The sequence below is a fragment of the Streptomyces mutabilis genome (assembly GCF_046628145.1).
In the GTDB taxonomy this organism is placed as follows: domain Bacteria; phylum Actinomycetota; class Actinomycetes; order Streptomycetales; family Streptomycetaceae; genus Streptomyces; species Streptomyces mutabilis.
On sequence record NZ_CP176874.1, the window covers coordinates 6,644,960 to 6,671,278 of the forward strand.

Here is a 26,319-nt window from a genome sequence, read left to right on the forward strand (position 1 = left end):
GGTCAGCCGATGCCCTGCCGGTCCGGTGACAGGGCGAAGGCCCGGTCCGCCGGCGTCGGCGCGACCCGCTCGACGGCCTGCTGCAGCAGCTCGCGGTGGCGCCGCAGCGGTTCGCGCCGCTCCGGCGGGGCGAGCAGCAACAGGTCGTCGAGACCGGCCAGCATCCGCCGCGTGACCTGCGGAGACCCCACGGCGCAGGCCCGCACCTCGGCGAAACCGAGGTCCACCAGCTCCGTCCAGCCCGGCACGGGCTGCACCAGCCGGACGGCACCGCGCCGGTCCCGGTGCACGGCGGCGTCCAGCGGCCGGCGGGAGAGGGCGGCCAGGATCTGCACGATCCGGTCCAGGGCCTGGACGGCGGTCGTGGGGTCGTTGACCGCGCTGGACAGGGCTCGCAGCGCGATGTCCGACAGCTGGCGCAGTCCGAGCCCGAGGTCCTGGTGGAAGGTGCGCTCCACCCCCACGCTCAGGGCGTACCGCAGCACCCGGCGCGGTGGCGCCTGCCCGCCGTGCACCGCCAGGACCGGAGTCCCGGGCACCAGGAAGTCACCGATGCGGGGGACCAGCCGCAGCACCACCCCGTGCTTGCGGGCCACCCGCACCAAGCGTGCGATGTGCACGTCCCGCAGCACACCCGCCTGCGCGTCGTGGGCGACCCACGCGGTCACCGGCCCGAGACCCGGCACCCGCCCGCCGTCCGCCGGGGCCGGCACCCCCTCGGCGTCCGCCGGGGCCGGCATCAGCGCCGCCGCCCGGAAGGACTCCGCGGCGATCCGGGCGATCACATGACTGACCCGCATCAGACGCAGCGTCCCGTTCACGTACATCACGAACAACAGCAGGCTCAGTGCGACCATGACGAGCGTGAGCACCGACTGCACCAGCGGGACGGAGGTCGTGACCCGGGGATCGGGGGTGCTGTCGTAGCTGGTCAGGACGAGCAGCGTCAGCACGAAGGTGGCGAGGAAGACGGCGAAGGTCGCCTTCGTGATCCGGCTGCGCACGAAGAGCCGCACCACCCGCGGGGTGAACTGCCCGCTCGCCATCTGCACGGCCACCAGCGAGATGCTGAACACCACACCGATGAACGTCATCATCGCCGAGCCGACCGCGGACACCACCGTCTTCGCGTCGTCCGCGAACCGCAGCAGCTCGGCGACCGTCCCGTAGTCACCGTCGTCCTGCAACGACCGGACGAGAGCGGCGTCGAGCTCCTGGGCCACCAGCCACACCACGAAGACGCCCACCATGGCCGCGGTGGGCGCGAACCAGAACGTGTCCCGCAGATGCTCCCTGAGCGGCGACAACGCGCGCGGCCGACGACGCGGAAGCGGGCTCCGGGTAACCGTCCAGTCACTCATGGTGCGACCTTAGGCGCAATGGGGCCGTCGGCCCCGGACCGGCGCTCAGGGGAAGGAAACGCAGGTGAAAGGCACTGCGAAACCTTGGTATGGTTGTCCATGTCGCCGCGAGGGAAAGCCCGCGCAGGCGGCAGACACCTAGTCCGGGTGGCGGAATGGCAGACGCGCTAGCTTGAGGTGCTAGTGCCCTTTATCGGGCGTGGGGGTTCAAGTCCCCCCTCGGACACAGAGCAGGTCGAGCGAGATGCCGACCGGGAGAGATCCCGGTCGGCATCTCGCGTTGTGCGGCGGTACGCGGCGGTGTGTCGAGCCCCGTGCGGGGTGCCGAAAATGCGCTGCGGAACCCCTCCCGGCTTCCCTACACTCACCACGACATCGAGATCGAGTGAGGGGAGCCGGGCCGTGCGCATCCGCACCGCTGCCGTCGTTCCCCCGTCCCGGTACGAGGTGATCCTCGTGTCTCCGGCGGTCCGGTGTCCGCAGCGCGGCCGGCACCGGAAGCCCGCGACGAGCAGCTGACGAGCAACGAGCACCGAGCAACGAACATCGAGAGACCGCTCCCGCCGCCGTGCGGCGAGCCCTCGTCTCGTTCCGTCCTCCTCCTCCCGGGAATCGCGCCGCCCTGCTCACACACCAGCGAAAGGCCACGGGCCGTGCGCACCGACACAAACCCCCTCACCGCCGTCCGCAACCTGGGCATCCTCGCCCACGTCGACGCCGGCAAGACCACCGTCACCGAGCGGATCCTCTACACCACCGGCACCACCCACAAGCGCGGCGAGGTCCACGACGGCACGACCGTCACGGACTTCGACCCGCAGGAGCGCGACCGCGGCATCACCATCTTCGCCGCGGCCGTCAGCTGCTCCTGGGACGGCCACCGGATCAACCTGATCGACACCCCGGGGCACGTCGACTTCGCCGACGAGGTCGAGCGCTCCCTGCGCGTGCTGGACGGCGCGGTCGCCGTGTTCGACGCCGTCGCGGGCGTGGAGCCGCAGAGCGAGTCCGTGTGGCGGCAGGCCGACCGGCACGGGGTGCCGAGGATCGCGTTCGTCAACAAGATGGACCGCGCCGGCGCCGACCTCGACACCGCGGTCGACTCGATCCGGGAGCGCCTGCACCCGGTGCCCCTGGTCGTGCAACTGCCGATCGGTGCCGAGGACGCCTTCACCGGCGTCGTCGACCTGCTGCGCATGCGCGCCCTGGTGTGGACGGACGGCGAGGAGACCGCCGAGGAGGGCCCGGTGCCCGACGCCCTTCGGGAGGAGGCGGCCCGCAGGCGGCGACTGCTGGAGGAGGCGGTGGCGGAACGGCACCCGGCCGCGCTGGAGGAGTTCTGCGACCGGGAGACGCTCAGCGCGGCCACCCTCGCCGGCGCCCTGCGCGACCTGACCCGCGCCGGCGACGGCGTGGTGGTGCTGTGCGGCTCGGCCTACCGCAACCGCGGTGTCGAACCGCTGCTGGACGCCGTGGTGGCGTACCTGCCCTCGCCGCTGGACGTACCGGCGGTACGCGGCACACACGACGGCACGGAGCAGGAACGGCCCGCCGACCCGGCGGCGCCGATGGCGGCACTGGCGTTCAAGGTGAACGCCACCCCGACAGGACGGCTGACGTACCTGCGGGTGTACTCGGGCACGATCGAGAAGGGAGACACCGTGCGGGACACGGGCACCGGACGCACCGAGCGCGTCGGCCGCCTCCTGCGGGTACGGGCCGACCGCCACGACCCGCTGGAACGCGCGGTGGCCGGGGACATCGTCGCGGTGGTCGGGCTGAAGACCGCCCGCGCCGGTTCCACCCTGTGCGCGCCCGGCGCCCCGCTCGTCCTGGAGCCTCCGGGCGTCGCCGAGCCGGTCGTGCACGTCGCGGTGGAGGCCCGGCGCGCCACCGACACGGACCGGCTGGCCTCGGCGCTGGCACGGCTGACCGAGGAGGACCCCTCGCTGGCCGTCCGGACCGACCCGGAGACCGGGCAGACCGTCCTGTCGGGCATGGGTGAACTGCACCTGGAGGTCGCGGTGGAGCGGGTACGCCGTGAGCACGGCCTCGAGGTCACCGTCGGGCGACCGGGCGTGGCCTACCGCGAGACGGTCGGCGAGGGCGTGACCGGCTTCGTGTACCGGCACGTCAAGCAGGACGGTGGGTCCGGGCAGTTCGCGCATGTCGTCCTCGACGTGGAGCCGTTGGCGGAAGGCGGTTTCGAGTTCCGTTCCACGGTGGTCGGCGGGCGCGTGCCCCAGGAGTTCGTGCGGGCCGTCGAGGTGGGCTGCAGGGACGCCCTGGCCGAGGGCCCCCTCGGCGGGCATCCGGTGACCGGCCTCCGGGTCACGCTCACCGACGGCCAGACCCATGTGAAGGACTCCTCGGACACGGCCTTCCGCACCGCCGGCCGGTTCGGTCTCCGCGACGCCCTGCGCGTCTCGGAGATGGTCCTGCTGGAACCGGTCGTCGAGGTCACGGTCACCGTGCCCGAGGACGCGGTCGGCGGCGTGCTGGGGGACCTCGCCGCCCGCCGCGGCCGGGTCACCGGTTCCGACACGCGGGGCGGTGCGGCGGTCGTCACGGCCACCGTGCCGCTGGCCGAACTGTTCGGCTACGCGACCCGGCTGCGCAGCCGCACCCAGGGCCGCGGCACGTTCACGGCCCGCCCGACCGGCTACGCCCCGGCGCCGTCCGCGGTGCCGGCGCGGTAGGGCACGGGGCTGTCTCCGCCTGATCCCGGGCGGGGGCAGCCCCCGGGTCCGCTCAGGGCACCGGCAACGGGCGCGGGCTGTCGAAGCCCCGGAGAGGAATACGACGGCCCGCGCCCGCGGGTTTGGATGCTCAGCCGGTGGCCGGCCTTCCCACGCCGAGCAGCGCGGGAAGGCCGGCGGGCACATGGCGGGTGCGGCCGGTACCGAAGCCCGGCCGGCCCGCCGCCCGTACGTCACCCGCCCGCCAGAAGCGCCTCGAGCGCCACCGACGTCGCGGGGTGACGGCTCGGCAGCGAGGCCCCCGGCGATCGGGCGCCGCCCGCCCGCGCCGCCCACTCCCCGTCGCAGCCGAGCAGCTCCGCCACCGCGTCGCAGGTCGCCGGATGGGCGGCCAGCAGCTCGACTCCCGACCGCGCCGCTCCCACCGGGCCCCCGGGGCGCGCCCACCCCTCGGTGCAGCCCAGCAGGTCGGCCACCGCGTCGCAGGTAGCCGGGTGCGCCGGAAGCAGCTCCGCCCCCCGGCGGCCGACGTCGGCCCGCACGGCCCCGGACGTCGCCACGGGCGCCCGCCACGGCGGCACCCACGCGTCCAGCGCCTCCAGCCGGCCGGGGAAGATCCGCCCGGCCTCGCGGATCAGCAGCGGGGCGAGATCCGCGGCGCCGGACCGCAGGGTCGTGATCAGCAGCGGCAGCCACGGCAGCAGCACCGCGTCCGGCAGCCGCCCAAATGCGTTCGACACCGCCTCCACGACCACGTCCGCCAGCCCCGGCACGGGCTCCAGCGCATGGACGAAGCCGCTGAGGTAGCGCGGATAGGAAGGCACCACCAGGGGGTTGTCCAGCAGCTCGTCGCACCGGGCCCGCAGCTCGGCCCGCGACAGCGTGCCCAGCTGCACCTGCGCCGCCCACAGCAGGGCCGTCTTGGACGGGTCCTCGGGATGCGACTGGGCGACCGCCAGCTCCAGCTGCGCCCGGTCGCAGCCGAGCGACAGAGCAAGGCTCTCCATGCTGAACAGGAAGCCCAGCATCGCCGCGACCTGCCCGACCGTCGCGTCCTCGTCCCGGAACGCCGTCGGCAGCAGCGTGCAGTAGTGCGCGTACCCGGTCTTGACGAACGACTCGATCCACGCCGGCAGCACCGGCTCGCTGGTCCGGTAGTACGCCAGCAAGGCCCGCACCCGCCGCAGCACCTGAGGGGCGCCGTCGACGCTGCGTTCGGTGGCGAGCACCTTCAGCGCGTGGGTACCGAGCTCGTCGGCGAGGCGCCGGCTGCCCAGGTACAGGGTCGCGTCCTCCACGGCGGCCAGCACGGTCGCCGTCGTCGCCCGCGGCCCGTAGGCGTCGCGCCGCAGCCGCTGCTCCAGGACCTGCTCGATGCTGACGCCCTCGTAGCCGAGCTCGATGAGCGCCCGCTGGTGGGTGCCGAGCGCCACGTCCCAGGACTCCTGGATGGACCGCTCGCCGAGCTTCCGCTCGCCCATGATCGGCCGCGCCGCACCGTGCGGCATCAGGCGCCGCAGCATCCACAGCACATCGGAACACGCCTGAAGCTCCGGCCGCGACGCCATGTCGAGCAGCGCCCGCTGCACACCTCGCTGCTGGAGCTTCAGCCCGAGCGGCGCCAGCCGGTCGTGCACGTCGCGGGCGAGCGGCGGCAGCGCCTCGTAGCCGACCTGGCCGATCCGGTCGCCGCCCATCATGATCTCGACGAGCCGCCGCACGTCCCGCCGCCCGGGCACGACGTCCTTCTCGATGCACGTGACCGCCGCGTCCTGGAAGTCGTACGGCGTCGGCTTGGCCCGGTCCCGCATGCCGGCGAGCAGGATCGACGTCTCGAAGACCGCGATGGCGTCGGCGGTGGAGGCGAGGTACCCGTTGCGCCGGGCGGCGCGCACGATGTCCACGGACCAGCCGAGCAGTTCCGCCTCGTCCAGCGTGTCGATCACGGGCGGCCTGCGCAGGAACCCGGACAGCCGGTCCCCGGCGGCGGAGTCCGCCGCCGGGACGGAGGAGACGTCGGCCCGCTGAGCCGTAGCGGCCTTCTTCGCGGGGCGCTTCTTCCCACCCGTCTGACCCGCCAGCCGGTACGGCTGCACACGCGTGCGCTTGAGGCTCTTCGCCCACTCCGTCGCCGCGATCGACACCGAGCCGGCCGCGAGGCCGAACTGCGCCTCGATCGCCGCGTGACTGGACGGGATCAGCCCGTACTGCCAGGTGGTGCCGGAACGCGGCGAGACGGTGAACGTGTCGCTGCCGTCCACACCGAACTCCGCCACCCGGCTGGCCGCGTGGAAGGCCCCGCACACGTACAGCGCGTCCGCCGGATCGGTCCCCGTCGCGTCCATGTGCTCACGCATCCGGGTCCACATGTACCGCTCGCGGTCCTCGTCCACCCGGACCCGGGCCCCGTCACCGGGGGCGAGCCGCCGGAAGAGGCTGCCGATGAGGAACATGACCTGGCGGTAGGTGTCGTGGTCGGCCGCGCCGTCACCGAGCGGCACCTCGACGTACTGGTGCCACCACTCCGACCAGTGCCGCACCTTGCCGTGGCGCAGCAGGTGCTCCTCCAGCTCGGCGAAGCGCGGACGCAGGTCGCCGATCTCGACGCCGACGGCCTCGCCGTGCAGCGCGGCCTCGGGCTCCTCCGGGGCCTCGGCATCCTCGGTGGCCCTCTCACCCCTGTTGTCCCACTGGAAGACGTGGTCCGCCGACCGGTCGACGAGGACCAGCTCCACTCCCGGGGTGTCGAGGGCGTATGCGATGGCCTGGTACTCGGCGGACGCCTCGGTGATCGGCGCGACGACCGACAACGGCGCCCACTCCTGCGGGAAGCCGTCGACGTCACCGGCGAACGCCTGCACGGCCACCGGCAGCCGGCAGTTGCGCAGCTCGGTCAGCAGCGGCGCCATGTCCTCGCACAGCTCCAGGTACACCACCTTGGGCTGCTTCTCCCGCAGCCGGCGGGCCATGGCGGTCGCCGAGGCGGGGGAGTGGTGGCAGACGGGGAATATCTCCAGCGGCTCGCGCACCGCGCGGTCGACGTCGTCGACCAGCCCGAGGAGGATGTCCTCCAGCGCGTCCCGCCCGCCCGCGAAGGCCGCAGCGGCCTCCTGCAACTGCCCGCGGAGCGCCGCGAACGACGTGCTCTCCTGGGGCCCGCTCATGACAGCGTGGCGATCGCGTCGCGGCCGCCCTCCAGGAACTCGGGCCAGGAGCCGCCCTCCTCCTTGCTGCGCGGCTCGACGACGCCGTGCAGGTACTTGTTGAGGATGGCCAGGTCCTCGGGCTCGCGGCGGGTGAGGGAGCCGACCAGCGAGGAGGCGAGCGTACGGGCGGTCAGGGCGCGCTCGCCGAAGAAGTTGCTGTGCAGGACGGCGTCCTCCAGCACACCGATCTGCTCGGCGGTGGACAGCGCGGACTCCAGCTTCTCGTCGTCGCTGCCGGCCGCGGCGGCGGAGGCGCGCAGGTCGGCGAAGCTCTGCAGGAGCACGTCGAGGAGGGTCGGCGGCACGTCCAGGTCGATGGAGTGCCGGCGCAGCAGTTCCTCGGTGCGGAAGCGGACGATCTCCGCCTCGCTCTTCTTGTTCGTCACGACCGGGATGCGCACGAAGTTGAATCGGCGCTTGAGCGCGGACGACAGGTCGTTGACGCCCCGGTCGCGGCTGTTGGCCGTGGCGATGATCGAGAAGCCGGGCTTGGCGAAGACGATGTTGTCGTCACCGCTTCCGCTCTCCAGTTCGGGCACGGAGATGTACTTCTCGGAGAGGATCGAGATCAACGCGTCCTGGACGTCACTGGTCGACCGGGTCAGCTCCTCGAAGCGGCCGATGGAACCGGCCTCCATCGCGGTCATGATCGGCGAGGGGATCATCGACTCGCGCGACTGCCCCTTGGCGATCACCATGGAGACGTTCCAGGAGTACTTGATGTGGTCCTCGGTGGTGCCGGCCGTGCCCTGAACCACCAGCGTGGAGTTGCGGCAGATCGCGGCGGACAGCAGCTCGGCCAGCCAGCTCTTGCCGGTACCGGGGTCGCCGATGAGCAGCAGCCCGCGGTCGGAGGCGAGGGTGACGATCGACCGCTCCACGAAACTGCGGTCACCGAACCACTTCTGCGAGACCTCCCGGTCCAGGCCGTCAGCGCGCTCGGAGCCGAGGATGAACAGACGGACCATCTTCGGCGACAGGCGCCACGAGAACGGCTTGGGGTTGTCGTCGATCGACTCCAGCCAGTCGAGTTCCTCCGCGTACTTGATCTCGGCGGGCGCGCGCAGCAGGTCGGACATGAGGTGAAGGGCCTTTCCGTACGGTGATCACTACGAGGTGAGAGAGCTGTACTCGGTGATCAGGTGAGAAACGTCTTGAGTTCGTGCACGAGCTTCTTGATGTGACCGGAGATCACCGGCGCGCCCAGGTCCTTGAACCGCTCCCGGAACCACGGGTTGACGCTGCCGCGCCCGGAGCTGGTCACCGATCCGACCGGGATGAACTTGGCCCCGGAGCGGTGAACGGCGGCCATGCTGTCGAACAGCTCCTGGTGCCGCCACTCGTAGAAGTCGGAGATCCACACCACGACGGTGTTGCGCGGCTCGGCGATCTTCGGCTGGGCGAGCGCCATGGCGACCGTGCCGTCGGTGCCGCCGCCGAGCTTGGTGCGCAGCAGCGTCTCGAACGGGTCGTGCGCCCACGGCGTGAGATCCAGTGCCTGCGTGTCGTATGCGATCAGGTGGACGTCCACCTTCGGCAACCCGGCGAAGATCGACGCCAGGATGGTGCAGTTGACCATCGAGTCGACCATCGACCCCGACTGGTCCACGACGACGATCAGCCGCTGGGGCGTCGTCTTGCGGCTGGTGTGCCGGTAGTAGAGACGGTCGACGTAGAGCCGCTCCTCCTCCGGACTCCAGTTGGTGAGGTTCTTCCAGATGGTGCGGTCGATGTCGAGGTTGCGGAAGACCCGCTTGGGCGGGACGGACCGGTCCAGCTCGCCCACCGTGGACTTCTCCACCTGGGTGCGCAGCACCTCGGTGACCTCGTCGACGTAACGCCGGATCAGCGCCTTGGCGTTGGCGAGGGCCACACCTGAGAGGTTGTCCTTGTCCCGCAGCAACTGCTCGATGAGGGACATGCTCGGCGTCAGCCGCGCCGCCAGCGCGGGATCGGCCAGCACCTCGCGCAGGTGCATGCGCTTGACGAGCCCGGCCTCGATGGAACCGAGTTCCGGGCCGATCGCGGGGATCAGCCGGCTGAGGTCGGGAGCGGGCCCGCCGACACCGGTGCCTGTCGGACTGACACCGCCACCGGCTCCGGCCCGGCCCGCGCTGCCCCGCCCGCCCCGCAGCTCGCCGGGCCGGCAGCCGAGGGCACGCTCGAACCACTCGGCGTCGGACTGCCAGCGGGCCAGCTGCTCGGCGGTGACGGTGCCGGAACCGGAGGCGAACACGTTCAGCAGCACCTTCGACGCCAGCGCCGCCCGCCGCACTTCGGCGGCGCGGTCACGGTCGCCGTCCTCCTCCGGCGCGGGCGTCATCAGCCCGTCGAACTCCGGGGCCAGTTCCGGATGCCGCTGCACGACGGAGTCGACCGACGTCCCCGGGTCGAGCAGGGCGGACGGCAGACCGATGTCCTCGACGACGGCGAGACTCGCCGACTCGAGAGCGGGCTGCTCCTCGTGGTCGAAGAGCCGGGCGAGCAGGCGCCAGTAGAGGACCTGCCGACGGTTGTCGTTCGCGTCGGGAACGTCGGCACCGGTCTCGGATCCGGCGCCGAAGCGTGAGCTGTGTTCCGCGTTCTGGTGGGTCGTCATTTGCGCAGCAGCTTCCCCGCGCGTTCGCGCAGCACCTTGACGGCGTCGGTGGCGGCCTTCTCGGCCCGCACCCCCGCCTTGTCGGTCGTGCCCCCGGCCCAGGCCCCGGCGTGCACGGCGACGGCCTTCTTCCGCACGGTCCGCTCGACGGCGAGCGGCTGGAGCAGGAAGCGCCCGGCATCCCAGCGCAGCAACCCGAGGCAGGCCCCCGACGAGGCCACGGCCTCCGCAGTGAGCGGCCCGGCGGCGGGCACCCGGTCGGTGTCGACGCCGATACGGCACCCGGCGACCTCGAACACGGCCCCGCCGTCCCCTTCTTCCTCTTCCTCCACGCCGTACCCCTCCAGCAGGACGGGCACCGCGATCCGGGCCGGATGCCGGTCGAGCGGGGACACGGCGGACGCGGCGGCGGCCGGCAGCGCCACCCGGGCGGTGACGAACGCGTCGGCGGGCTCGCCGGGCCGCGCCCGGCCGTCGTCCCATATCAGGTCGCCCTCGGCGGTGACGGGCATCGCGTCGAGTTCCATGGAGCGGCCCTCGCTCACGGCGGCCAGCAGCGACATGTGCGGCCGCAGCAACTGCCACAGACCGGCCCCGACGACCGTGTCCGGCTTCGGCGCGGACACCGAGGCCCGCACCAGCCGTGACGCACCCCCGTCGGAGGGCTCGAACACCGCGTGCACCTGCGCCTGAACGGCGGTGGCGTGCTCCTGCACATCGACACCGAGCGGAAGCAGACGGCCGGTCACCTCGCCCACCGCGGGCGCGGAGCCCGCCCCGGGCAACGTCAACAGCATGGCCCGCGACCACAGGTCCGCCCACCGCCGTACCGGCACCCGCTCCAGGGACGCCCCGGGACAGGACGCGGCAAGCTCGGCGGCGAAGCCGTCGAGGAGCGTCGCGAGCCGACGCAGCGCCGGGTCGGGCAGCATCGCGGAGACGACGGGCGAGGCCCCGCCGACGAGTTCGTGGTCCATGCCCTGCCAGCCGGCTCGCGCCAGGTCGCACAGCCAACTGCGGGCGGCGGCACACAGGTTCGCCGCGTGCTCCTCACCGGCGACCGGGCCCCCGGCCTCATCGGCTGCCGCCGGCCTGCCGGTGGCCTCCTCCACCCGTGCGGTGAGCGCGTCGTGCACGGACCCGAGCAACGCCGTACGGGCGGCGGCGAGCGCGACGAAGTGTCCCTCGTCACCGGCCCCGGCGGCCGTCTTGTCGGCGGCCTCGGCGACCCGTGAGGCGAGCGGCGTCCCCGCGACGGCGTCGGCGAGCCCGGCCAGCCCCCCGGCCTGGCCGGGCTGCGGACGCAGCAGTCCACCCACGAGAGCGGCGTCGAAACCGTCCACGGCGGCAAGGGCCTCGTCGAGCCCGTCCACGGCGTCGGAAAGCAGATCGGCACGCATCAGGCCGCCACCGCCCCGGTCGTCGGGAACCACTGCATCTCCGGCAACGGATCAGTGCTCGCCGGAAGTTCGAGATAGGCGAGATGCCGCAGGAACCGACTGAACACCTGCGCCGCCGCGGAACCGTCGCCCGGCCCGGGCCGCGAGCCCGTCATGACGGACGTGAGGGCGTGTGCGTCGGCGGCGCCCTCGGCGTCGACCTTCAGATAGCGGGCCACCCGCTCGGCCCCGTACTGCAGCACGGCCTCACCGACGAGCGCCCGGATGTGATTGCAGAACGAGCCGCGCGCCCCGCCGCACGGACGGTTGTTGTTGGTACTGCACGCATACGCGTACGACCCCGCGGCGACCGACGACACGTACACGCGCCCGATGTCCGAACCGCTGGACACCACACCCTGCAACCGCCCGTCGGCCAACTCGACGAACGGCACCTTGGCGAGCTTCCTCGGCCGCGCGGACGGCACCACCCGCGCCGTGCTCGACTTCTCCCGGACCGACAACGCACCATCTCCCATGCATGCGAAGGGGTAGTTCACGCCACCTCGGCGGAACGAGATCGAATCTATCGGCGACCACTGACAACGGCCTCCGCGTCCGCCGCCGCGCTCTTGACGGCAGCTCGGAACCGGTCGCTACTTGTGCAGTGGGCGTTGGGCGGTTGTCCACTTCTGTGTCAGCAGAGAGCGGAGAGGATGGCGCATGTTCGTCACCGGTCCACGATCCAGGCGGTGCAGATGAAGAAGAGACTGTGCGGTGCGGGCGCCGCTTTCGGCGTCCTCGGCGTCCTCGTCACGGTGGGCGCACCGCCGGCACAGGCCTCCCCGCCAGGACCCCAGCCGACTCGGCAGGCACTGCCCCTCGGCCCCGCCGACCTCACCGAGACCCGTACCGTCACCACCCTCCAGCCCGGCGTGACGCTCACCCGCATCGTGCGGGGCGGCGGCGAGAGCCCCGACCCGGCCCTGCACTGGACGGTCGAGGTCTCCATCCCCGGCGGCGACACCTCCCCGGACCCCGACGCGCCGCCGACCGCCCTGAAGGACCGGGCGAGCGCCGACGAACTGACCGCCGAGCTGAAGGCGCGGGGCTTCCAGGCCCGCGCGGAGAAGGTCACCACACCACGCACGGCCGACTACGCGGGCGGCACCCTCGGCTGGCGGGTCCGCGTAGGGACGTTCGACTCGCAGTCCGCGGCGAACGCCGAGCGAACACGCCTGAGGACCGCCGGCCACGCGGGATCCGCCGTCTACACCGGCTGGGACGGAGTCGCCGACGCACGCGGCCCATGGCACGTGGACGTGCTCACCATCGACCCGCGCGAGTTCCGCGGCAGCCTCGACGCGTCGTACGGCCCGGACCTGGAGAACCGCGAAACGACCAGCGACCTGTCCACGCGGGCCGGCGCGACGGCCGCGGTCAACGCCGGCTTCTTCGTCCTCGACCCCAAGGCGGGCGCCCCGGGCGACCCGGCAGGCGTAGGCGTATACGACGGACGCCTCCTGAGCGAACCCGTCGCCGGCCGCCCCGGCCTGGTGCTCCACGACAACGGCCGCCGCACGGAGGTCACCCGCCTCACCTGGCAGGGCCGGGTCAGCACAGGAGCGACCTCCCTCCCCCTCAACGGCATCAACCGAGTACCGGGCCTGATCAGAAACTGCGGCGGCACCACGGGCGACGCCCCGACCTCCCTGCCCCTCCACGACGTCACCTGCACCAACCCCGACGAACTGGTCACCTTCACACCCGAGTACGGAAGCGGCACACCCACCGGCGAGGGCCTGGAAGCCGTACTGGACGCCCACGACCGGGTGACCGAACTGCGCTCCCCACGAGGCGGAACGCTCCCGCCCGGCGGCAGCTCTGTCCAGGCGACGGGCCGACGCGTCGCCGACCTGACAGCCCTGGCACACATCGGCGACCGCCTCCGGATCAGCACGACCCTCCTGGACGAACGAGGCCACCGCGTCTCGCCCACGCCGAAGACGGACATCCTCAACGCCGGCCCGGAACTCGTCCGCGACGGACGCCTGCACATCACCCCCGCCACCGACGGCATGGTCCACCCGGGCGACCCGAGCTGGTACTACGGCTGGGTCCACAAGCGCAACCCACGCACCCTGGCCGGCGTGGACGCGGCAGGCCGAACCGTCCTCGTCACGGCCGACGGCCGCAGCACCGAGTCACTCGGCCTGAGCATCGGCGAGAGCGCCGAGGTCGCGAAGTCCCTGGGCCTGCGCGACGCCGTCAACCTCGACGGCGGCGGCTCCACGACGATGGTGACCGACGGCACGGTGATCAACGACCCGTCCGACGCCGCCGGCGAACGCCCGGTGGGCGACGCACTACTGATCCTGCCCCGCAGGCACACCCACTGACGCCGACCGCCCCCCCCGCACGCAAGAACAGCACCGCAGCGAAGAACCGCAACCCACCACAGGGAGCCGCCGTGTTCGCGAACGTGCCCACCGCCCTGACCCTACGAGCCCGAGTACTGCTCGTCCTGGCCGTCCTGCTCGCCACCCTGACCCCCACCGCCCCGGCCCTGGCCGCCGCCCGCTCCTCCGGCTCCTCCCACGGCGCGGAGGTAGTAGCCGTCACCCAAGTCGCGGACCGGCAGCTCGACCTCTCGGTCCGCTCGCCGGCCCTCGGCGGCCGCACGGTCAAGGTCCGCCTCCTGACCCCCGACGGCTGGAACCCCCACGACCGGCGCCGACAGCACTGGCCGACCCTGTGGCTCCTCCACGGCTGCTGCGGCGACTACACGTCATGGACCGCAAAGACGGACGTGGCGCGAACCGAAGCGCTCCGCGACGTCCTCGTCGTCATGCCGGAGGCCGGCTGGAACGGCTGGTACAGCGACTGGTGGAACCACGGCCGGGGCGGCGACCCGGCCTGGGAGACCTTCCACACCAAGGAACTGCGCCACCTCCTCGAACGCGACTGGGGCGCCGGCCGCGACCGCGTCGTGGCGGGCCTGTCGATGGGCGGCCAGGGCTCCCTCCTCTACGCCGCCCGCCACCCGGGCATGTTCAAGGCCGCAGCCTCCTACTCCGGCTCGGCCCACCCCCTCCTCAACGACGAGTCGGTGGCCCGCATCATGGGCTTCTTCGCCGGCCAGAACAACGACCCCCTGCGCGTCTGGGGCGACCCGGTAGCCCAACGCCGCATCTGGGAGGCCCACGACCCCTTCCACCTCGCCAAGCGACTCCGCTCCATCCCGGTGTACCTGTCCTGCGGGGACGGGACGACGGGGCCGTTGGACGCGCCCGGCAGTACGAGCGCGTTGGAGGCGGACTTCGAGCGGCAGAATCTGGCGCTGGCGGAGGAGTTGCGCCGGGTGGGGGCTCGGCATCTGACGACCCACTTCTACGGTGCGGGCACGCACACCTGGGCGTACTGGGAGCGGGAGCTGCACGCTTCACTGCCGATGTTGCTGGGGGCGTTGAAGGCCGACGGCGACGACTGAACCGACTCTGCCACCGTTCGACGACGGCAACGCGCGGACAGCCCTGCTCATGCCGGGGGCCGTCCCCGCGCGAGGGCAGCGCGGCAGCGCGAGGTACGCCCGCTTCGCCGGACCACTCTCGCGCGTCTCCCCGGGGCCCTGACAGGATCTGTGCACCACGGTGTCGTCCTCCCCACAGGGCTGTGGCACGGTACAAGGGACGCGGTTCGTGAGGGGAGCAGGATGACTCGCAGGCGGATATGGACCGTTGCCGTGGTGGCGTTCGTGGCGGGCGCTGCGCTGGCGGTAGCGGTGATGACCGTGGCGGAGGACGAGTCACCCCCGGTGACGACCGCGGCAGCGAGCCCGGCGGTGTCGCAGGTGCCGGAGTCCCGGGCGGAATTGGTCGAGGCGTGGTCTGCCGAGCTCGAGCAGGCGGGCAAACAGCTGCCGGAGGGGTGGGAAGCGCTGACCACGGACGAGATCCGGGGCCGCTACGTGCACCAGCGGATGGTCAATGCCCCGAGTGCCGAGGACATCGACCCGGGCATGGAGCGCCGCGTGAACGACTAACGGGACGGACCCAGGCCAAGATGGCACCGGGCCCGCCTGGGTCCGTCTGCGTCCGCCGAGCGGATCAGTTCGCGTCGTTGATCGCGTTGATCACCGCTACGGCCTGGTCGCCGTGGTCGGACGAGTACAGGTGATCGTTGATCCGCTGGTCCTGGTCGTCGATGTCGACGTGGGAGTTGGCCCCGACGATCTCTCCCTCGGTGGTGGCCATGGGACCGCCGCTCGCGCCGGCTCCCATGTCGCAGTTCATCTCGAGCCGGTTGTCCAACGGGTTCCAGTTCATGGCGTCCACCACGTCACCGGTGCAGTAGAACTGCGTGTAGCCGTCCATGTCGGTGCGGTTGTAGCCCTCGCCGGGGAACCCGGAGTCGATGATGTCCGGCCAGTCCGAGCCGTACCCGAACTTGTAGCCGAGCGCGCCCACGGTGTCGGTCAGGTTCGTGTAGCCCGACGGGGCCCGGACGGTGAAGGCGGCCAGATCAGCCTCGTTGTAGTCCTTGTCCTGGGTCCACGCCTCCGGGGCGACGAACGACTGGGCGACCCACTCGCCCCATGGAGCGTCGTACTCGCCGGGGGTGTCGAGGCTTTCCTTGTACCCCGGGATGAAGAGCACCAGGTCGTAGAAGCCGTCCGATCCGCGTCCGTCGCCCGGGTGTACGCAGTGACCCGCCGTCCAGACGGTGTTCTTGCCGTCGGCGGCGATCGAGGCGCCGCTGCACCCGTGCTCCTCGCCGGCGTCGTCGATGTAGAGGATCTTGCCGACGACGATCGCGGGGGCGTTCTGCGGGAACGGGACTTCCTGCGCGACGGGCATCTCGGGGACGTCGGCTGCCGCCGCCATCGTCGACACGCCGGACTTCTTCGCGGGGAGGATCCGTGGAGCCTCAGCCGTCAGGTGGCTGGCGGAGGCCGAGCTCTTGGCCTTCTCTTCGTTCGCTTCGGCCGCCGCCTTGGCGAGCGCGGCGTCGCGGGCGACGCCTGCCTGGTCCTTCTTCTCGTTCGCCAGGGCGCGGGCGACTCTCTCGGGAGTCCAGAAGTCACGGACCTTCTGCGGATCGGTGGTCTGCTTGCCGATGGTCACGTCCGGTCCGGCGGGCGCGGGCTTCTCGTCCGCTGACGCGGTCGTGAGGGTGGCGGGTATCAGCGCCACCGCGAGCAGTAAGGCCGTGACAGCACTGCGAGTGCGGCGTATGTGCACTGGTCCAGTACCTTTCAGTTGACAGATCGTCACGTTCTGTCGCGCCCCGGTAGTGAACCATAATCACCGTATTGACCTGTGGACTCTCCGTGAACATCCTGTAGTTGACGCGCACGGGAGTCGGTCGCCGGTCGGTGCGGGGGTCTTGTCGGACCCGAGGATCAGCGCAACGGGACTCCCGGTCGCCGGGGGTCTCCCGCCTGGTCGCCGGCGACGGGGCGGCCGTCCATCCAGAGGCGGAAGCCGGGCGGGCCCCGATGAAGGTCCCTGTCGCGATCAGGGGAAGTGTCCGCCCGCAGCGAGCCGGTCGTCCACGTGGTCCGCCGGTCCTCTGCCGAGCTCTTCGGCCCGGTCGATCGAGGCAGTGCCGCCCGCAGTTGTCAGGGTGCAGGCGCCGTCCGCGCAGCTGCGATTCAGACGGCCGCGGGAGACGGTTTGCGCCAGACCGATCACCCAGCAGGTCGGGCAGCCGCGGAGGGCGACCAGGCCCAGGGGTGCGGCCAGCAGGGTGGCGGGGCCGGCGAAGGGCACCAGGGCGATCGATCCGGTGATCACTCCGAATCCCACAACACCGCGCAGCAGGTGCTGGAGGACGGAGGCGCTGGCGAAGTTCTCCTCCGCGCGGACGGGCTTGCCCGTTTCGGAGGTCTTCACGATCGTGTCTCTCCTTCGGCTGCTTCATCGGTCGCCAGGGCTTGCCGCAAAGCGGCCCGGGCGCGGTGGAGTCTCGATTTCATGGCCGCGTTGCTCAGGCCGAGCGACTGTGCGACGAGGCGGCCCGGATACCCCTGGACGTCTCTCATGATCAGGACCTGCCGCTGGTCACGGGGAAGACCGCTGACCGCGGCGGCGATCCGCTCGGCGTCCAGTCGTCGCAGCACCGAGGTCTCCGCGGACGGCACCGGTTCGCTGCCGGCCTCTTCCGTGACGGAGGCGGAGCGGGAGGTGAGCAGTCGTAGGTGCCGCAGGCATTCGTTGCGCACGATGCGGAACATCCAGGAGGCCAGGGCGCCGGATGCGCGGAGTGTGCCGATCTTCCGGTAGAGGATGATCAGCGCTTCCTGAGCCGCGTCCTCGGCATCCTGCGGTGTGGCGCACAAGGACAGAGCGAACCTGCGCACATGGGGCTGTGACTCCATGATCACAGCGGTCAGTGAGCTGATGTTGCCGTCCTGGGCCGCTTTGACCAGCCGATCGTCAGGCCAAGAAGGGTATCGACTCATGTGCTCTGCTCGTGTCCGGGGATCCGCCGTGTCGGCCGGTGCGGATCAACCACGGTTCCGGTTCCTCCGCTTGAGCAGTGTCACGCTGCACACGCAGACCAGCAGTACACCGGCCGCGGTGATGATCCCGATCATCATCTTTCGCTCCTCTCGGTACTCGCCGGCCCACGCGGCCGGTCCATGGACAAGAGGCGGCGGAGACGGAAAAGGATTCAGCGCCGTCGCGGCCGGCACCGGAGCGCGGTGCCCGTCCGTATCCGCCGGGCCCTGCATCGCCCGTACGGAATCCCTTGCTCTCGTTCACGGCCGAGCCGGCAGGCCAACGCCATCATGAGGCGCCGTGGTCCGCCTGGTTTCCGGCGGAGTGCCTCGCTCGCCGTGGGTGACGCCCACAGGAACGCACGGCCGAGGCGGGCCCGCATGACCGCGGGTGTGCTTCGACGACCTGCAATTGGTGCCGGTCCGAGCTGGATCACGCAGGCATCACAGTGCCCGTGGATCCGGACCGAACCGCAGGACGTCGAGCCGTAGACTTCGCCAGGGTTCGCCGACGGTGTCTGGCCGTCGCGCGCCCTTGCGGGGAGGAGATCGCATGCAGGGAACTTCGGACTCGACCGGCGTCGCCGAGCCCCAGGAGAACGGCCGGAGCACTACGGCCGACTCATCTGTGGAGGATGGTCCGACATCCGGCGCCGACAACGACTCGGCGGCGGCGTCGACGGTCCTGGTGGAGGTGCTCCCCGGGGTGGCCGTCGTCGCCGGTGAAGTTCCCCCGGAGCTGAAACCCGATCTGATCGACTTCGGGATCGTGCCGGCTGCCGACCGCAAGCAGATCTCCGCGGTCCTCGCCTCGATCGGGAACGCGGCGACCGTGGCCGGCAACCTCGGGAACGCGTTCGCTGGGGTGCAGGGGCTCTACAGGATCGGTGACACGGCTCAGGCCCTGTTGAAGAGCGGCGCGACGCTCGCCGTCAAGGACGGCGGAAACCTGGGGACGGTGATGCTTCCGGGCCGCTTCCTGCACCAGGCCCGCTTCTACCCCGTGAACGCCGTCAGCAAGACACAGACCGCGGCCTCGATCGGGCCGGCGCTGGCCATGGTCGGCCTTCAAATGATGCTGAGCGAGGTCTCGGGCATCGTCAGGACCAACCTCGCGGTGACAAACCAGGTCCTCACGACCATCCGCAAGGATCAGTGGGCCGAACTGACGGGGCTCGTCGCCGCCATCGATCGCGCGGTCGACCAGGCGCGAGAGATCGAATCCGTCCCGGCGTCCTTGTGGGACGACGTCGCAGGGAGTGGAGCGCTGCTGCAGAAGCAGCTCGAGCTCTTCCAAGGGAACGTGCGCGACCACGTCAGGCAGATCGGTCGGCTCGACGCGCGCAGCCACCGTGAGTATCTGCAGACGAACGCCGAGGCGATCGCCTTCGACGCCCACGCCCTCCTGTCCTCCCTCAAGGCATGGACCGGGTACCAGGCGCTCCGCGCCGCGAGGGCGAGAGCCGCCGGCCGCGAAGACGCGGCCGAGGCGCAGTACGCCGAGGTCATCGCGCGTGACACCCGCGCGGAGTTCGACTCCGTTCTCGCCGAGACGACGAGCCTCGTCGACGCGCTGACACGGGAGCTGCGCATCACCGCAGAGCTACCCGGCCCCGACAGCTGGCCGCTCCCGGGGAAGCGGAAGGAGGTGAAGGCGGCTCGCGAAACCTCCGCCCGCCTCCTGGAGGCGATCGAGCCGCTGGCCGACGCTCTCCGGCCACCGGCCCCTGTGCTCGAGACTCCCGGTGTCGTCTGCGCACCCGCGTCGCTGGAGCTCGAGCCGTACCTTCGCGTCCTGCGATGGTTCCTCGAGGACGGTGAGACCCTGCGTGTCCTCGGCTTCCCCGACCCGTTCGACGCTTTCGGTCCCATTTCCGCGATCCTCGGCGGAGCGAAGGAGAAGTTGGCGGCAGCGCGGGACAAGACCGCGGCAAGGGAACTGGTCGCTGTCACGGATCGCCGCATCATCACAGCCAGGACGAACGCCTTCCTCGAGCAGGGCGAGATCGGTCAAGACATTCCGATCGACCGAGTGCGATACGTCCGAGCAGCGAGCACGCAGGACAGAGGCGCTCGCTTGGCGATCGATCTCATCACGCGTGACGAGAACATCCGGTGGCTCTTCCACGCCGACACCGAGAAAGCGCAAGTGGACGCGCTCGCCGCCGTGCTCGCCGAGTCGATGACGATCCCCGACGGTGAACGAGAAGCGCTTAGTAAGCGGCTTCACGCCCCCATCGAGGCGGGCGGTGACGGCGACAGTACTGGCACGAAGGCTGCGAGGCCGGTTGGATCCGACGCCACGACCAGCGAAGTCGATTAGGAGCGCGGCCGCGGTGCCGGACTCGGAAGGAACACTCGGCGGCTTTGTCTCCCTTGAGGCACCCCGGAGAGCAGCGGAGCACATCGTGGAAACTCCAGCGTCTTGGCGTACTCAGAATGCTGCCCCCCACCTGACCAGCAGCAAGTCGCTATTGCGTACCATGTGCAAGTGCGCGAACGTGACTACAGCATCAGGACAGCAGCCCCGGCCGACCTGGACGCCGCCCGAGCCGTCATGCTCGACACCGTCTACCGGGACTTCGGCACCGGGTACGTCCCCCGTTGGCACGGCGACATCATTGACCTGGCCGGGGCGTACGTAACCCCCGCGCGGCACACCCTCCTCGTCGCCGTCGACGCGGAGGGCGAGGTCGTCGCCACCGCCGCCCTCGACTCCCGTGGCCCCGCGCACCCCCCGAACCCCCTGCACGTCGCCGAGAAGTACCCCTCGGGCGTGACCGCGCAGCTGCGCCGTGTGTACGTCAGGCCCGAGCATCGTCGGCGCGGCCTCGCCCGGCGGCTCGTCGACGAGCTGCTCGCCTTCGCCGCCGCGGACGGCGGGTACCGGGCCGTCTACCTGCACACCGACCCCGCCGTCACCGGGGCCGAGCCCTTCTGGCGGTCGCTCGCCAAGGTCGTGCACGACGAGCGGGAGGACGCCGGTGGCGGGCAGGGAATCGTGCACTTCGATGTGCCGATGGCGTGAGAGAGGACACGCGATCATGGAAATGATTGTCATGTAGGATCCTGTTCGCTGCCGCTCCAGTCCCGACCCCCTCCCCCCCCCCGCGCCACGCACGCACCCGACCGATCCGAGGACCATGCGCTCCCACCGCCCCTCCTGGCTGCTCGCCCCCTTCCTGCTCATCCCGCTGATAGCCGGCTGCTTCGCCTCCGGAGGTGGTGACGACTCCGGGTCCGGCGGGGAGGGAAGCGGCGACGGGGACAGGCTCCGCGTGGCCCTCGCCTTCCCGCCCGCCGAGAACCTCTCCCCGTACGGCGCCGACGCCACCCTCCTCAGCCGCCTCGGTGTCACCGAGGGCCTCACCGCCCTCGACGCCAACGGCTCCGCCGCCCCCGCGCTCGCCGAGTCCTGGCGCAGGGACGGGGAGAAGACCTGGGAGTTCACCCTCCGCGACGCCACCTTCCATGACGGCGGCGACGTCACCCCGGCCGCAGTCGCCGAATCCCTCACCCACGCCACCGACGCGAAGCCCGCGCCCGCCGCCCTCGCCGGTGTCACCCTCAGTGCCAAGGCTCAGGGAGAGCGGGTGGTCCGCATCACCACCGCCGAGCCCGACCCCGTACTGCCGCTGCGGCTGTCCAGCCCGAGCCTCGCCGTCCTGTCCGGCAAGGCCTACGCCGACAAGAACCGTGTCGACCCCGTCGGCCACGCCACCGGCCCCTTCGAGCTGACCAAGGTCAACGGCGCGACCTCCGCCACCCTCGACCGGTTCGGCGACTACTGGGGCGGCCGCGCCCAGGCCTCCGGCATCGACGCCCGTTTCATCGCCGACGGCACCGCCCGCGCCAACGCCCTGCGCACCGGGGAGCTCGACATCGCCGAGGCCGTTCCGGTGGCTCAGGCGGCGACGCTCGACGAGAAGACGCGGCGCGACACCGCCACCACCCGGACCACCAGCCTGCTCCTCAACGCCTCCTCCGGGACGTTCCAGGACGCCGGGCAGCGTGCCGCCGCGCGTGCCGCCGTCGACACCTCCGTGTTCGCCAAGGACGTGTACGAGGGGTACGCCGACCCCAGCGCCGGGATCTACGGGCCCGCCGTGACCTGGGCCGAGGGGAAGCGGACCGCGCCCGTAGGGCGGGCGGAGGCCGAGAAGCCCAGTGGCGCCGCCGTCAACCTCGCCACCTACGACAACCGGCCCGAGCTGCCCGAGGTCGCCCAGGTGGTGAAGCAGCAGCTGGAGAAGGCCGGGTTCAAGGTGAAGCTCACCGTGCGGGAGTACTCGCGGTTGGAGGGAGACGCCCTGGCGGGCAAGTTCGACGCCTTCGTGCTCGCGCGCAACACCCTCCTCGACACCGGTGACCCCGTCGCCGTCCTCGCCAGCGACTACACCTGCGACGGCGGCTTCAACATCGCCCAGCTCTGCGACAAGGACGTCGACCGCGCCGTCGGCGAGGCCGAGAAGATCGCCGACACCGCGAAGCGGCAGGACGCCGCCATGGCCGCCGAGGCCCGCATCCTCGGCAGTGACGCCGTGGTGCCGCTCGTGCACCAGCGGATCATCACCGGCGTCGCCGACTCCGTGCAGGGCGTGATCCTCGACCCGTACGAGCGCACCCTCGTCGGCACCGGCACCCGGCGCTGAGCCGTGCGGCAGCGGGTGGCCACCGCGGTGTGGCGGGTCGTGCTGGCGGCGGGACTGGTGTGCGGCATCGGGCTGCTGCCGTGGCTCACGCAGACCGATCCGGCGTACACCGTGCTCAAGGCACGGTCCGCCGAACGCGATCCCACGCCCGAGGTGCTCGCCGACATCCGTGCGCAGCTCGGGCTCGACGGCGGTCCGCTGCACGTGCTCGGGCGGTGGCTCGGCGGGCTGGTGCGCGGCGACGCCGGGCAGTCGTGGATCTCCGGGAGCGAGGTCCTGCCCGACGTCCTGCAAGCGCTCGGGGCCTCGCTGCTGCTCATGTCCGTCGCGCTGCTCGTCGCCGCCCTCACCGCCGGGATCGTCTGCGCCCGCACACTGCGGCTGGGCGCCCGGCGGCGGCTCGGTGGACGGCGGCGCGGGGGGACCGGGTCCGCCGTGATCGCCTCGCTGCCCGAGTTCCTCGTCGCCTCCGTGCTCGCGACCGTCGTCGGGGTGCAGCTGGGGTGGCTGCCCGCGCTGGGGTGGTACGGGCCCCAGTGGACCGTGCTGCCCGCGCTCGCCCTCGGGCTGCCCGCCGGGGCCGTGCTCGGGCGGCTGCTGGATGATCTGCTGCCCGGTGCCTTCGGTGAGCCGTGGGCGCTGGCCGCCGCCGCCCGGGGACTGACCGGGCGCCGCATCGCCCGGCAGGCGCTGCGACGGTGCGTGCCCGCGCTGCTGCCCAACCTCGGGCTCTTCGTCGTGGGGCTCACGGGCGGGGCCGTCGCCGTCGAGCAGGTCTTCGACATCCCCGGCCTCGGCCGCACCACCCTCCAGGCCGCTCTCGCCCAGGACCTGCCCGTCCTCCAGGCCGGCACCCTCGCCCTGGTACTCCTGGCCGCGCTCGCCACCGGCGCCACCCGCCTCGCCGCACGCCTCCTGACCGGGCCCGCCCTTCGCGACGGAGCCCTGTCCTCCCTGCACCGGCCCGCACCGCCCGCCGGCGGACTGCTGCCCCTCCTCTACGGCGCCGTCCTGCTCGCCGTCGTCGGGGTCGGGCTGACCCGCGATCCGCTCGCTCTCGACACGGGAGCGCGGCTGCTGGCGCCCTCCCTCGACCATCCCTTCGGCACCGACTCCCTCGGCCGCGACCTGCTCGCCCGCATCGGGCACGGGGCGTTCGACACGCTGCTGCTCGCCTCCGCCATCACGGCCGCCGTCCTCGTCGCGGGCGTACTCCTCGGGCTCGTGCCCCGCGTGTCCGCGCCGCTCGTCGACACGGTCAACGCCGTGCCGCCAGTACTAGCCGCCCTTCTCGTCACCGCCGTCGCGGGCAGCGGCACGGCCACGCCCGCCCTCGCCGTGGGCGCAGTGGCCTGGGCGCCGCTCGCCGCGCACACCTCGGCGCTGCTGCGGCAGGAACGCGCCACTCTGCACATCACGGCCACCCGGGGGCTGGGCGCCGGACGGTGGTACCTGCTGCGCCGAGAGCTTCTGCCGGCCGTACTGCCGCCCGTGCTGCGTCACGCGCTGCTGCGGCTTCCCGGCGTCGCCCTCTCCCTCGCCTCCCTCGGGTTCCTCGGGCTGGGCGCCCAGCCGCCGTCGCCCGAGTGGGGCCTGCTCCTCGCCGAGAACCAGCCCTACGCCGAACGCGCCCCCTGGGCCGTCCTCGCACCCGCCGCCGTCCTCGCCCTGCTCGGCGCGCTGGCCGTCACCGCGGCGGGCGGACTGCGCCGGCGGCGGCGCGGCGCGGCCGGACCGGTCGTCCCCGAACAGCCCACCGTGGAGAAGGAACTGGTCGCCGCACGATGACCTCGCTCTTTACCGGTCGGGGCGCGAACACCCGCGGCCGTGCGGCCGCCCCGCTCTCCCCACTGCTCCGCCTCCTCGTCCTCACCCAGCTCGCCTTCAACATCGGCTTCTTCGCCGTGCTGCCCTTCCTCTCCGAGCACCTGGGGCAGTCCGTCGGCATGGCGGGATGGCTGGTCGGGTTCGTGCTCGGGCTGCGGACCTTCAGTCAGCAGGGGCTGTTCGTCGTGGGCGGGGCGCTCGCCGACCGGTACGGCATCCGGCCCGTCGTGCTCGCCGGGTGTGTGCTGAGGATCGCCGGGTTCGTCTGGCTGGGGTTCGCCGAACGGACCTGGGCCGTCGTGGGGGCCGTGCTGCTCATCGGGTTCGCCGCCGCGCTGTTCTCCCCGGCCGTCGAGTCCGAGGTGGCGCGGCAGGCCGTCGTATGGGAGGCGGCGGGGGGCGGGGACCGGACCCGCGTGCTCGCGCTGTTCACCGTGGCCGGGCAGGCGGGTGCCTTCGTCGGGCCGCTGCTGGGTGCGCTGCTGCTGGCCGTCGACTTCCGTACGGCGTGTCTGGCCGGGGCCGGTGTCTTCGTCCTCGTCCTCGCCGGGCACGCCTGGCTGCTGCCGCAGCACATTCCGGGGCGGGAGCGGGTCCGGGTCAAGGGCGGGGCTCGGCTGCTGCTGCGCAACCGACCCTTCCTCGCGCTGTGCTGTGCGTACGGCGCCTATCTGCTGGCCTACAACCAGCTCTACCTCGCCCTGCCCGCCGAGGTGGAGCGGGCGGCCGGTTCGCAGGCACCGCTGGCCTGGCTGTTCGCGCTCTCGTCGCTGCTGGTGGTGACCGCGCAGTTGCCGGTCACGCGGTGGGCGGGGGAGCGGCTGGCGCCGCGCCGGTCGATGGTGGCGGGGCTGGGGCTGGTCGCGGCCGGGTTCGGTGTCGTGGCGGTCGCGCGGCCCGCCGGGTGGACGGGGACGGGTGGGCTGGCGCCCGCCGCCGGGTTCGTCGTGCTGCTCACGCTGGGGCAGATGCTCGTAGCCCCGGTGGCACGTGCCTGGGTGCCGGACCTCGCCGAGGACGGACGGCTCGGGCTCTATACGGGAGCCCTGTCCTCGGTCTCCGGGCTCATCGTGCTGGCGGGCAGCTCCGCGACCGGGCTGCTGCTGGACAGCGGGCTGCCGGCCGCCGTGCCGTGGCTGGTGCTGGCCGCCGTACCGCTGGCGGCGGTGACGCTGCTGCCCCGGCGGACGTAGGGCCCGAACCGGCCGTTCGGGCCTGGAGCCCACGCCCCGTCGAGCCTAGCGCCCACGCCCTGTCGGGCCCGGGCCATGCCCTGTTGACCCTCACCGGGCCACCAGCTCCCGCGCCGCCGCCGCTCGCCCGGACGCAGGCGGCCCTGCGGCCGTCCGCGACGAACGCCACAGCCACACCACGTCCCGCCCGAACGACCAGACCAGCAGCCCCAACGCCAGCACCACCACGCCCGTGTTGGCCGGCCGCGGCAGCAGGTCCGCGCCCGCCACCAGCAGCAACACGCCCTGCAACGCGGCCACCGTCTTGCGGGCCGTGCTCGGCGGCAGCGGGGCGGTCAGCCATGGCCACACACGGGCCGCCGCGACGAAGACGTAGCGCATCGCGCCGATCAGCAGCACCCACGGGCCCAGGTCCAGCGCGACGTACACACTGAGCACCAGGATCAGGAACGCGTCGACCTCCATGTCGAAGCGGGCGCCCAGTGAGGAGCAGGTGCCGGTACGGCGGGCGACCTTGCCGTCCACGCCGTCCAGGAGCAGGGCCACGGCCGTCAGGCCGACGAGGAGGGAGACGGGCGGTGCTCCGCTGAAGGAGTCCGCGACCAGTGCCGTCACGCCGCCGACCAGGGCGGTCCGGCCGAGGGTGACCCGGTTGGCCGGGCCGAACGACGGCAGCCGGGAGCGGTGCAGGGCCCGGGAGAGCACCGCCCAGGACGCGAGTGCGAAGGCCAGGCCGGTCAGCCAGCCCGCGGTGCCCATGCCGACCGCGGTACCGAGCAGCGTGAGCAGGAGGAGCTGTACGGCCGCCCCCATTGCTGTCTCCTGCTGAACGGGCCTCGCGTCGTAAGCGTCGTAGGCGTCGTACGTGTTGTTCAGGGCCACCGAACACCCTCCGGCCGAG

At 72.1% G+C, this 26,319-nt stretch carries 19 protein-coding genes and 1 tRNA gene; 10 read left to right on the forward strand and 10 right to left on the reverse strand.

The features are described 5' to 3' along the window. Positions 1–2 precede the first annotated feature (2 nt). Positions 3–1,361: a DUF2254 domain-containing protein gene (locus ACLIN4_RS29730; protein WP_290012251.1), complete on the reverse strand. Its 1,359-nt coding sequence runs from the start codon at positions 1,359–1,361 to the stop codon at positions 3–5. Positions 1,362–1,502: 141 nt separating this feature from the next. Between ACLIN4_RS29730 and ACLIN4_RS29735 the strand changes: the two genes are divergently transcribed. Together ACLIN4_RS29735 and fusA are read left to right on the forward strand one after the other, a co-directional pair. Continuing rightward, a tRNA-Leu gene (locus tag ACLIN4_RS29735) sits at positions 1,503–1,587 on the forward strand. Positions 1,588–2,014: 427 nt separating this feature from the next. Further along, on the forward strand, positions 2,015–4,060 hold the full coding sequence (fusA, locus tag ACLIN4_RS29740; RefSeq protein ID WP_307651820.1) for an elongation factor G: 2,046 nt from the start codon (positions 2,015–2,017) through the stop codon (positions 4,058–4,060). Positions 4,061–4,293: 233 nt separating this feature from the next. Here fusA and ACLIN4_RS29745 read toward each other — a convergent pair whose 3' ends face one another. The 5 genes from ACLIN4_RS29745 to ACLIN4_RS29765 are packed head-to-tail and all read right to left on the reverse strand — an operon-like array spanning position 4,294 to position 11,783. Then, the gene (locus ACLIN4_RS29745; protein ID WP_307651819.1) at positions 4,294–7,224 is read right to left on the reverse strand and encodes a hypothetical protein; all 2,931 of its coding nucleotides are present in this window, start codon (positions 7,222–7,224) and stop codon (positions 4,294–4,296) included. Continuing rightward, a complete protein-coding gene (locus ACLIN4_RS29750) occupies positions 7,221–8,345 on the reverse strand; it encodes an ATP-binding protein (protein WP_100047407.1) in 1,125 nt (374 codons plus the stop codon). The genes ACLIN4_RS29745 and ACLIN4_RS29750 overlap by 4 nt, the downstream gene beginning before the upstream one ends. 59 nt (positions 8,346–8,404) lie before the next feature. Continuing rightward, positions 8,405–9,865, reverse strand: coding sequence for a VWA domain-containing protein (locus ACLIN4_RS29755; protein WP_289907615.1), 1,461 nt, complete (start codon positions 9,863–9,865; stop codon positions 8,405–8,407). Then, a complete protein-coding gene (locus ACLIN4_RS29760; protein WP_289907614.1) occupies positions 9,862–11,265 on the reverse strand; it encodes a hypothetical protein in 1,404 nt (467 codons plus the stop codon). The genes ACLIN4_RS29755 and ACLIN4_RS29760 overlap by 4 nt, the downstream gene beginning before the upstream one ends. Beyond that, a complete protein-coding gene (locus ACLIN4_RS29765) occupies positions 11,265–11,783 on the reverse strand; it encodes a hypothetical protein (protein ID WP_100047408.1) in 519 nt (172 codons plus the stop codon). The genes ACLIN4_RS29760 and ACLIN4_RS29765 overlap by 1 nt, the downstream gene beginning before the upstream one ends. A 219-nt stretch (positions 11,784–12,002) precedes the next feature. Here ACLIN4_RS29765 and ACLIN4_RS29770 point away from each other — a divergent pair, with 219 nt between their 5' ends. From ACLIN4_RS29770 to ACLIN4_RS29780, 3 genes are all read left to right on the forward strand, one after another. Beyond that, complete coding sequence (locus tag ACLIN4_RS29770; protein ID WP_411576789.1) at positions 12,003–13,643, forward strand: phosphodiester glycosidase family protein; 1,641 nt, start codon at positions 12,003–12,005, stop codon at positions 13,641–13,643. A 71-nt stretch (positions 13,644–13,714) separates the two neighbouring features. Continuing rightward, positions 13,715–14,734, forward strand: coding sequence for an alpha/beta hydrolase (locus ACLIN4_RS29775; protein WP_411576417.1), 1,020 nt, complete (start codon positions 13,715–13,717; stop codon positions 14,732–14,734). Between the two features lie 252 nt (positions 14,735–14,986). After that, positions 14,987–15,286 (forward strand): hypothetical protein, encoded by a 300-nt coding sequence (locus ACLIN4_RS29780; RefSeq protein ID WP_411576418.1) that lies wholly within the window; start codon positions 14,987–14,989, stop codon positions 15,284–15,286. A 64-nt stretch (positions 15,287–15,350) separates the two neighbouring features. On the opposite strand, the gene ACLIN4_RS29785 is transcribed toward ACLIN4_RS29780, so the two are convergent. The 3 genes from ACLIN4_RS29785 to ACLIN4_RS29795 all read right to left on the reverse strand — a co-directional run bounded on the left by ACLIN4_RS29785 (position 15,351) and on the right by ACLIN4_RS29795 (position 17,707). Continuing rightward, positions 15,351–16,436: a trypsin-like serine peptidase gene (locus ACLIN4_RS29785; protein ID WP_219179241.1), complete on the reverse strand. Its 1,086-nt coding sequence runs from the start codon at positions 16,434–16,436 to the stop codon at positions 15,351–15,353. Between the two features lie 324 nt (positions 16,437–16,760). Next, complete coding sequence (locus ACLIN4_RS29790) at positions 16,761–17,138, reverse strand: hypothetical protein (protein WP_257101724.1); 378 nt, start codon at positions 17,136–17,138, stop codon at positions 16,761–16,763. Beyond that, a complete protein-coding gene (locus ACLIN4_RS29795) occupies positions 17,135–17,707 on the reverse strand; it encodes an RNA polymerase sigma factor (protein WP_107478765.1) in 573 nt (190 codons plus the stop codon). Before ACLIN4_RS29795 ends, ACLIN4_RS29790 begins: the two co-directional genes overlap by 4 nt. A gap of 592 nt (positions 17,708–18,299) precedes the next feature. Between ACLIN4_RS29795 and ACLIN4_RS29800 the strand changes: the two genes are divergently transcribed. The 5 genes from ACLIN4_RS29800 (at position 18,300) to ACLIN4_RS29820 (ending at position 25,418) form a co-directional block, all read left to right on the forward strand. Then, a complete protein-coding gene (locus ACLIN4_RS29800) occupies positions 18,300–20,069 on the forward strand; it encodes a hypothetical protein (protein ID WP_290012996.1) in 1,770 nt (589 codons plus the stop codon). 168 nt (positions 20,070–20,237) lie between these two features. Further along, on the forward strand, positions 20,238–20,774 hold the full coding sequence (locus tag ACLIN4_RS29805; RefSeq protein ID WP_411576419.1) for a GNAT family N-acetyltransferase: 537 nt from the start codon (positions 20,238–20,240) through the stop codon (positions 20,772–20,774). 115 nt (positions 20,775–20,889) lie between these two features. Next, the gene (locus tag ACLIN4_RS29810) at positions 20,890–22,398 is read left to right on the forward strand and encodes an ABC transporter substrate-binding protein (RefSeq protein WP_411576420.1); all 1,509 of its coding nucleotides are present in this window, start codon (positions 20,890–20,892) and stop codon (positions 22,396–22,398) included. Positions 22,399–22,401: 3 nt separating this feature from the next. Then, on the forward strand, positions 22,402–24,186 hold the full coding sequence (locus ACLIN4_RS29815; protein WP_411576421.1) for an ABC transporter permease subunit: 1,785 nt from the start codon (positions 22,402–22,404) through the stop codon (positions 24,184–24,186). Further along, complete coding sequence (locus ACLIN4_RS29820; RefSeq protein WP_381911317.1) at positions 24,183–25,418, forward strand: MDR family MFS transporter; 1,236 nt, start codon at positions 24,183–24,185, stop codon at positions 25,416–25,418. The genes ACLIN4_RS29815 and ACLIN4_RS29820 overlap by 4 nt, the downstream gene beginning before the upstream one ends. 90 nt (positions 25,419–25,508) lie before the next feature. Here the strand turns inward: ACLIN4_RS29820 and ACLIN4_RS29825 are convergent, their stop codons facing one another. Next, positions 25,509–26,300 carry a CDP-alcohol phosphatidyltransferase family protein gene (locus tag ACLIN4_RS29825; RefSeq protein ID WP_381911314.1) on the reverse strand — a complete coding sequence of 264 codons (792 nt, stop codon included), beginning with the start codon at positions 26,298–26,300 and terminating at the stop codon, positions 25,509–25,511. Between the last annotated feature and the right edge of the window lie 19 nt (positions 26,301–26,319).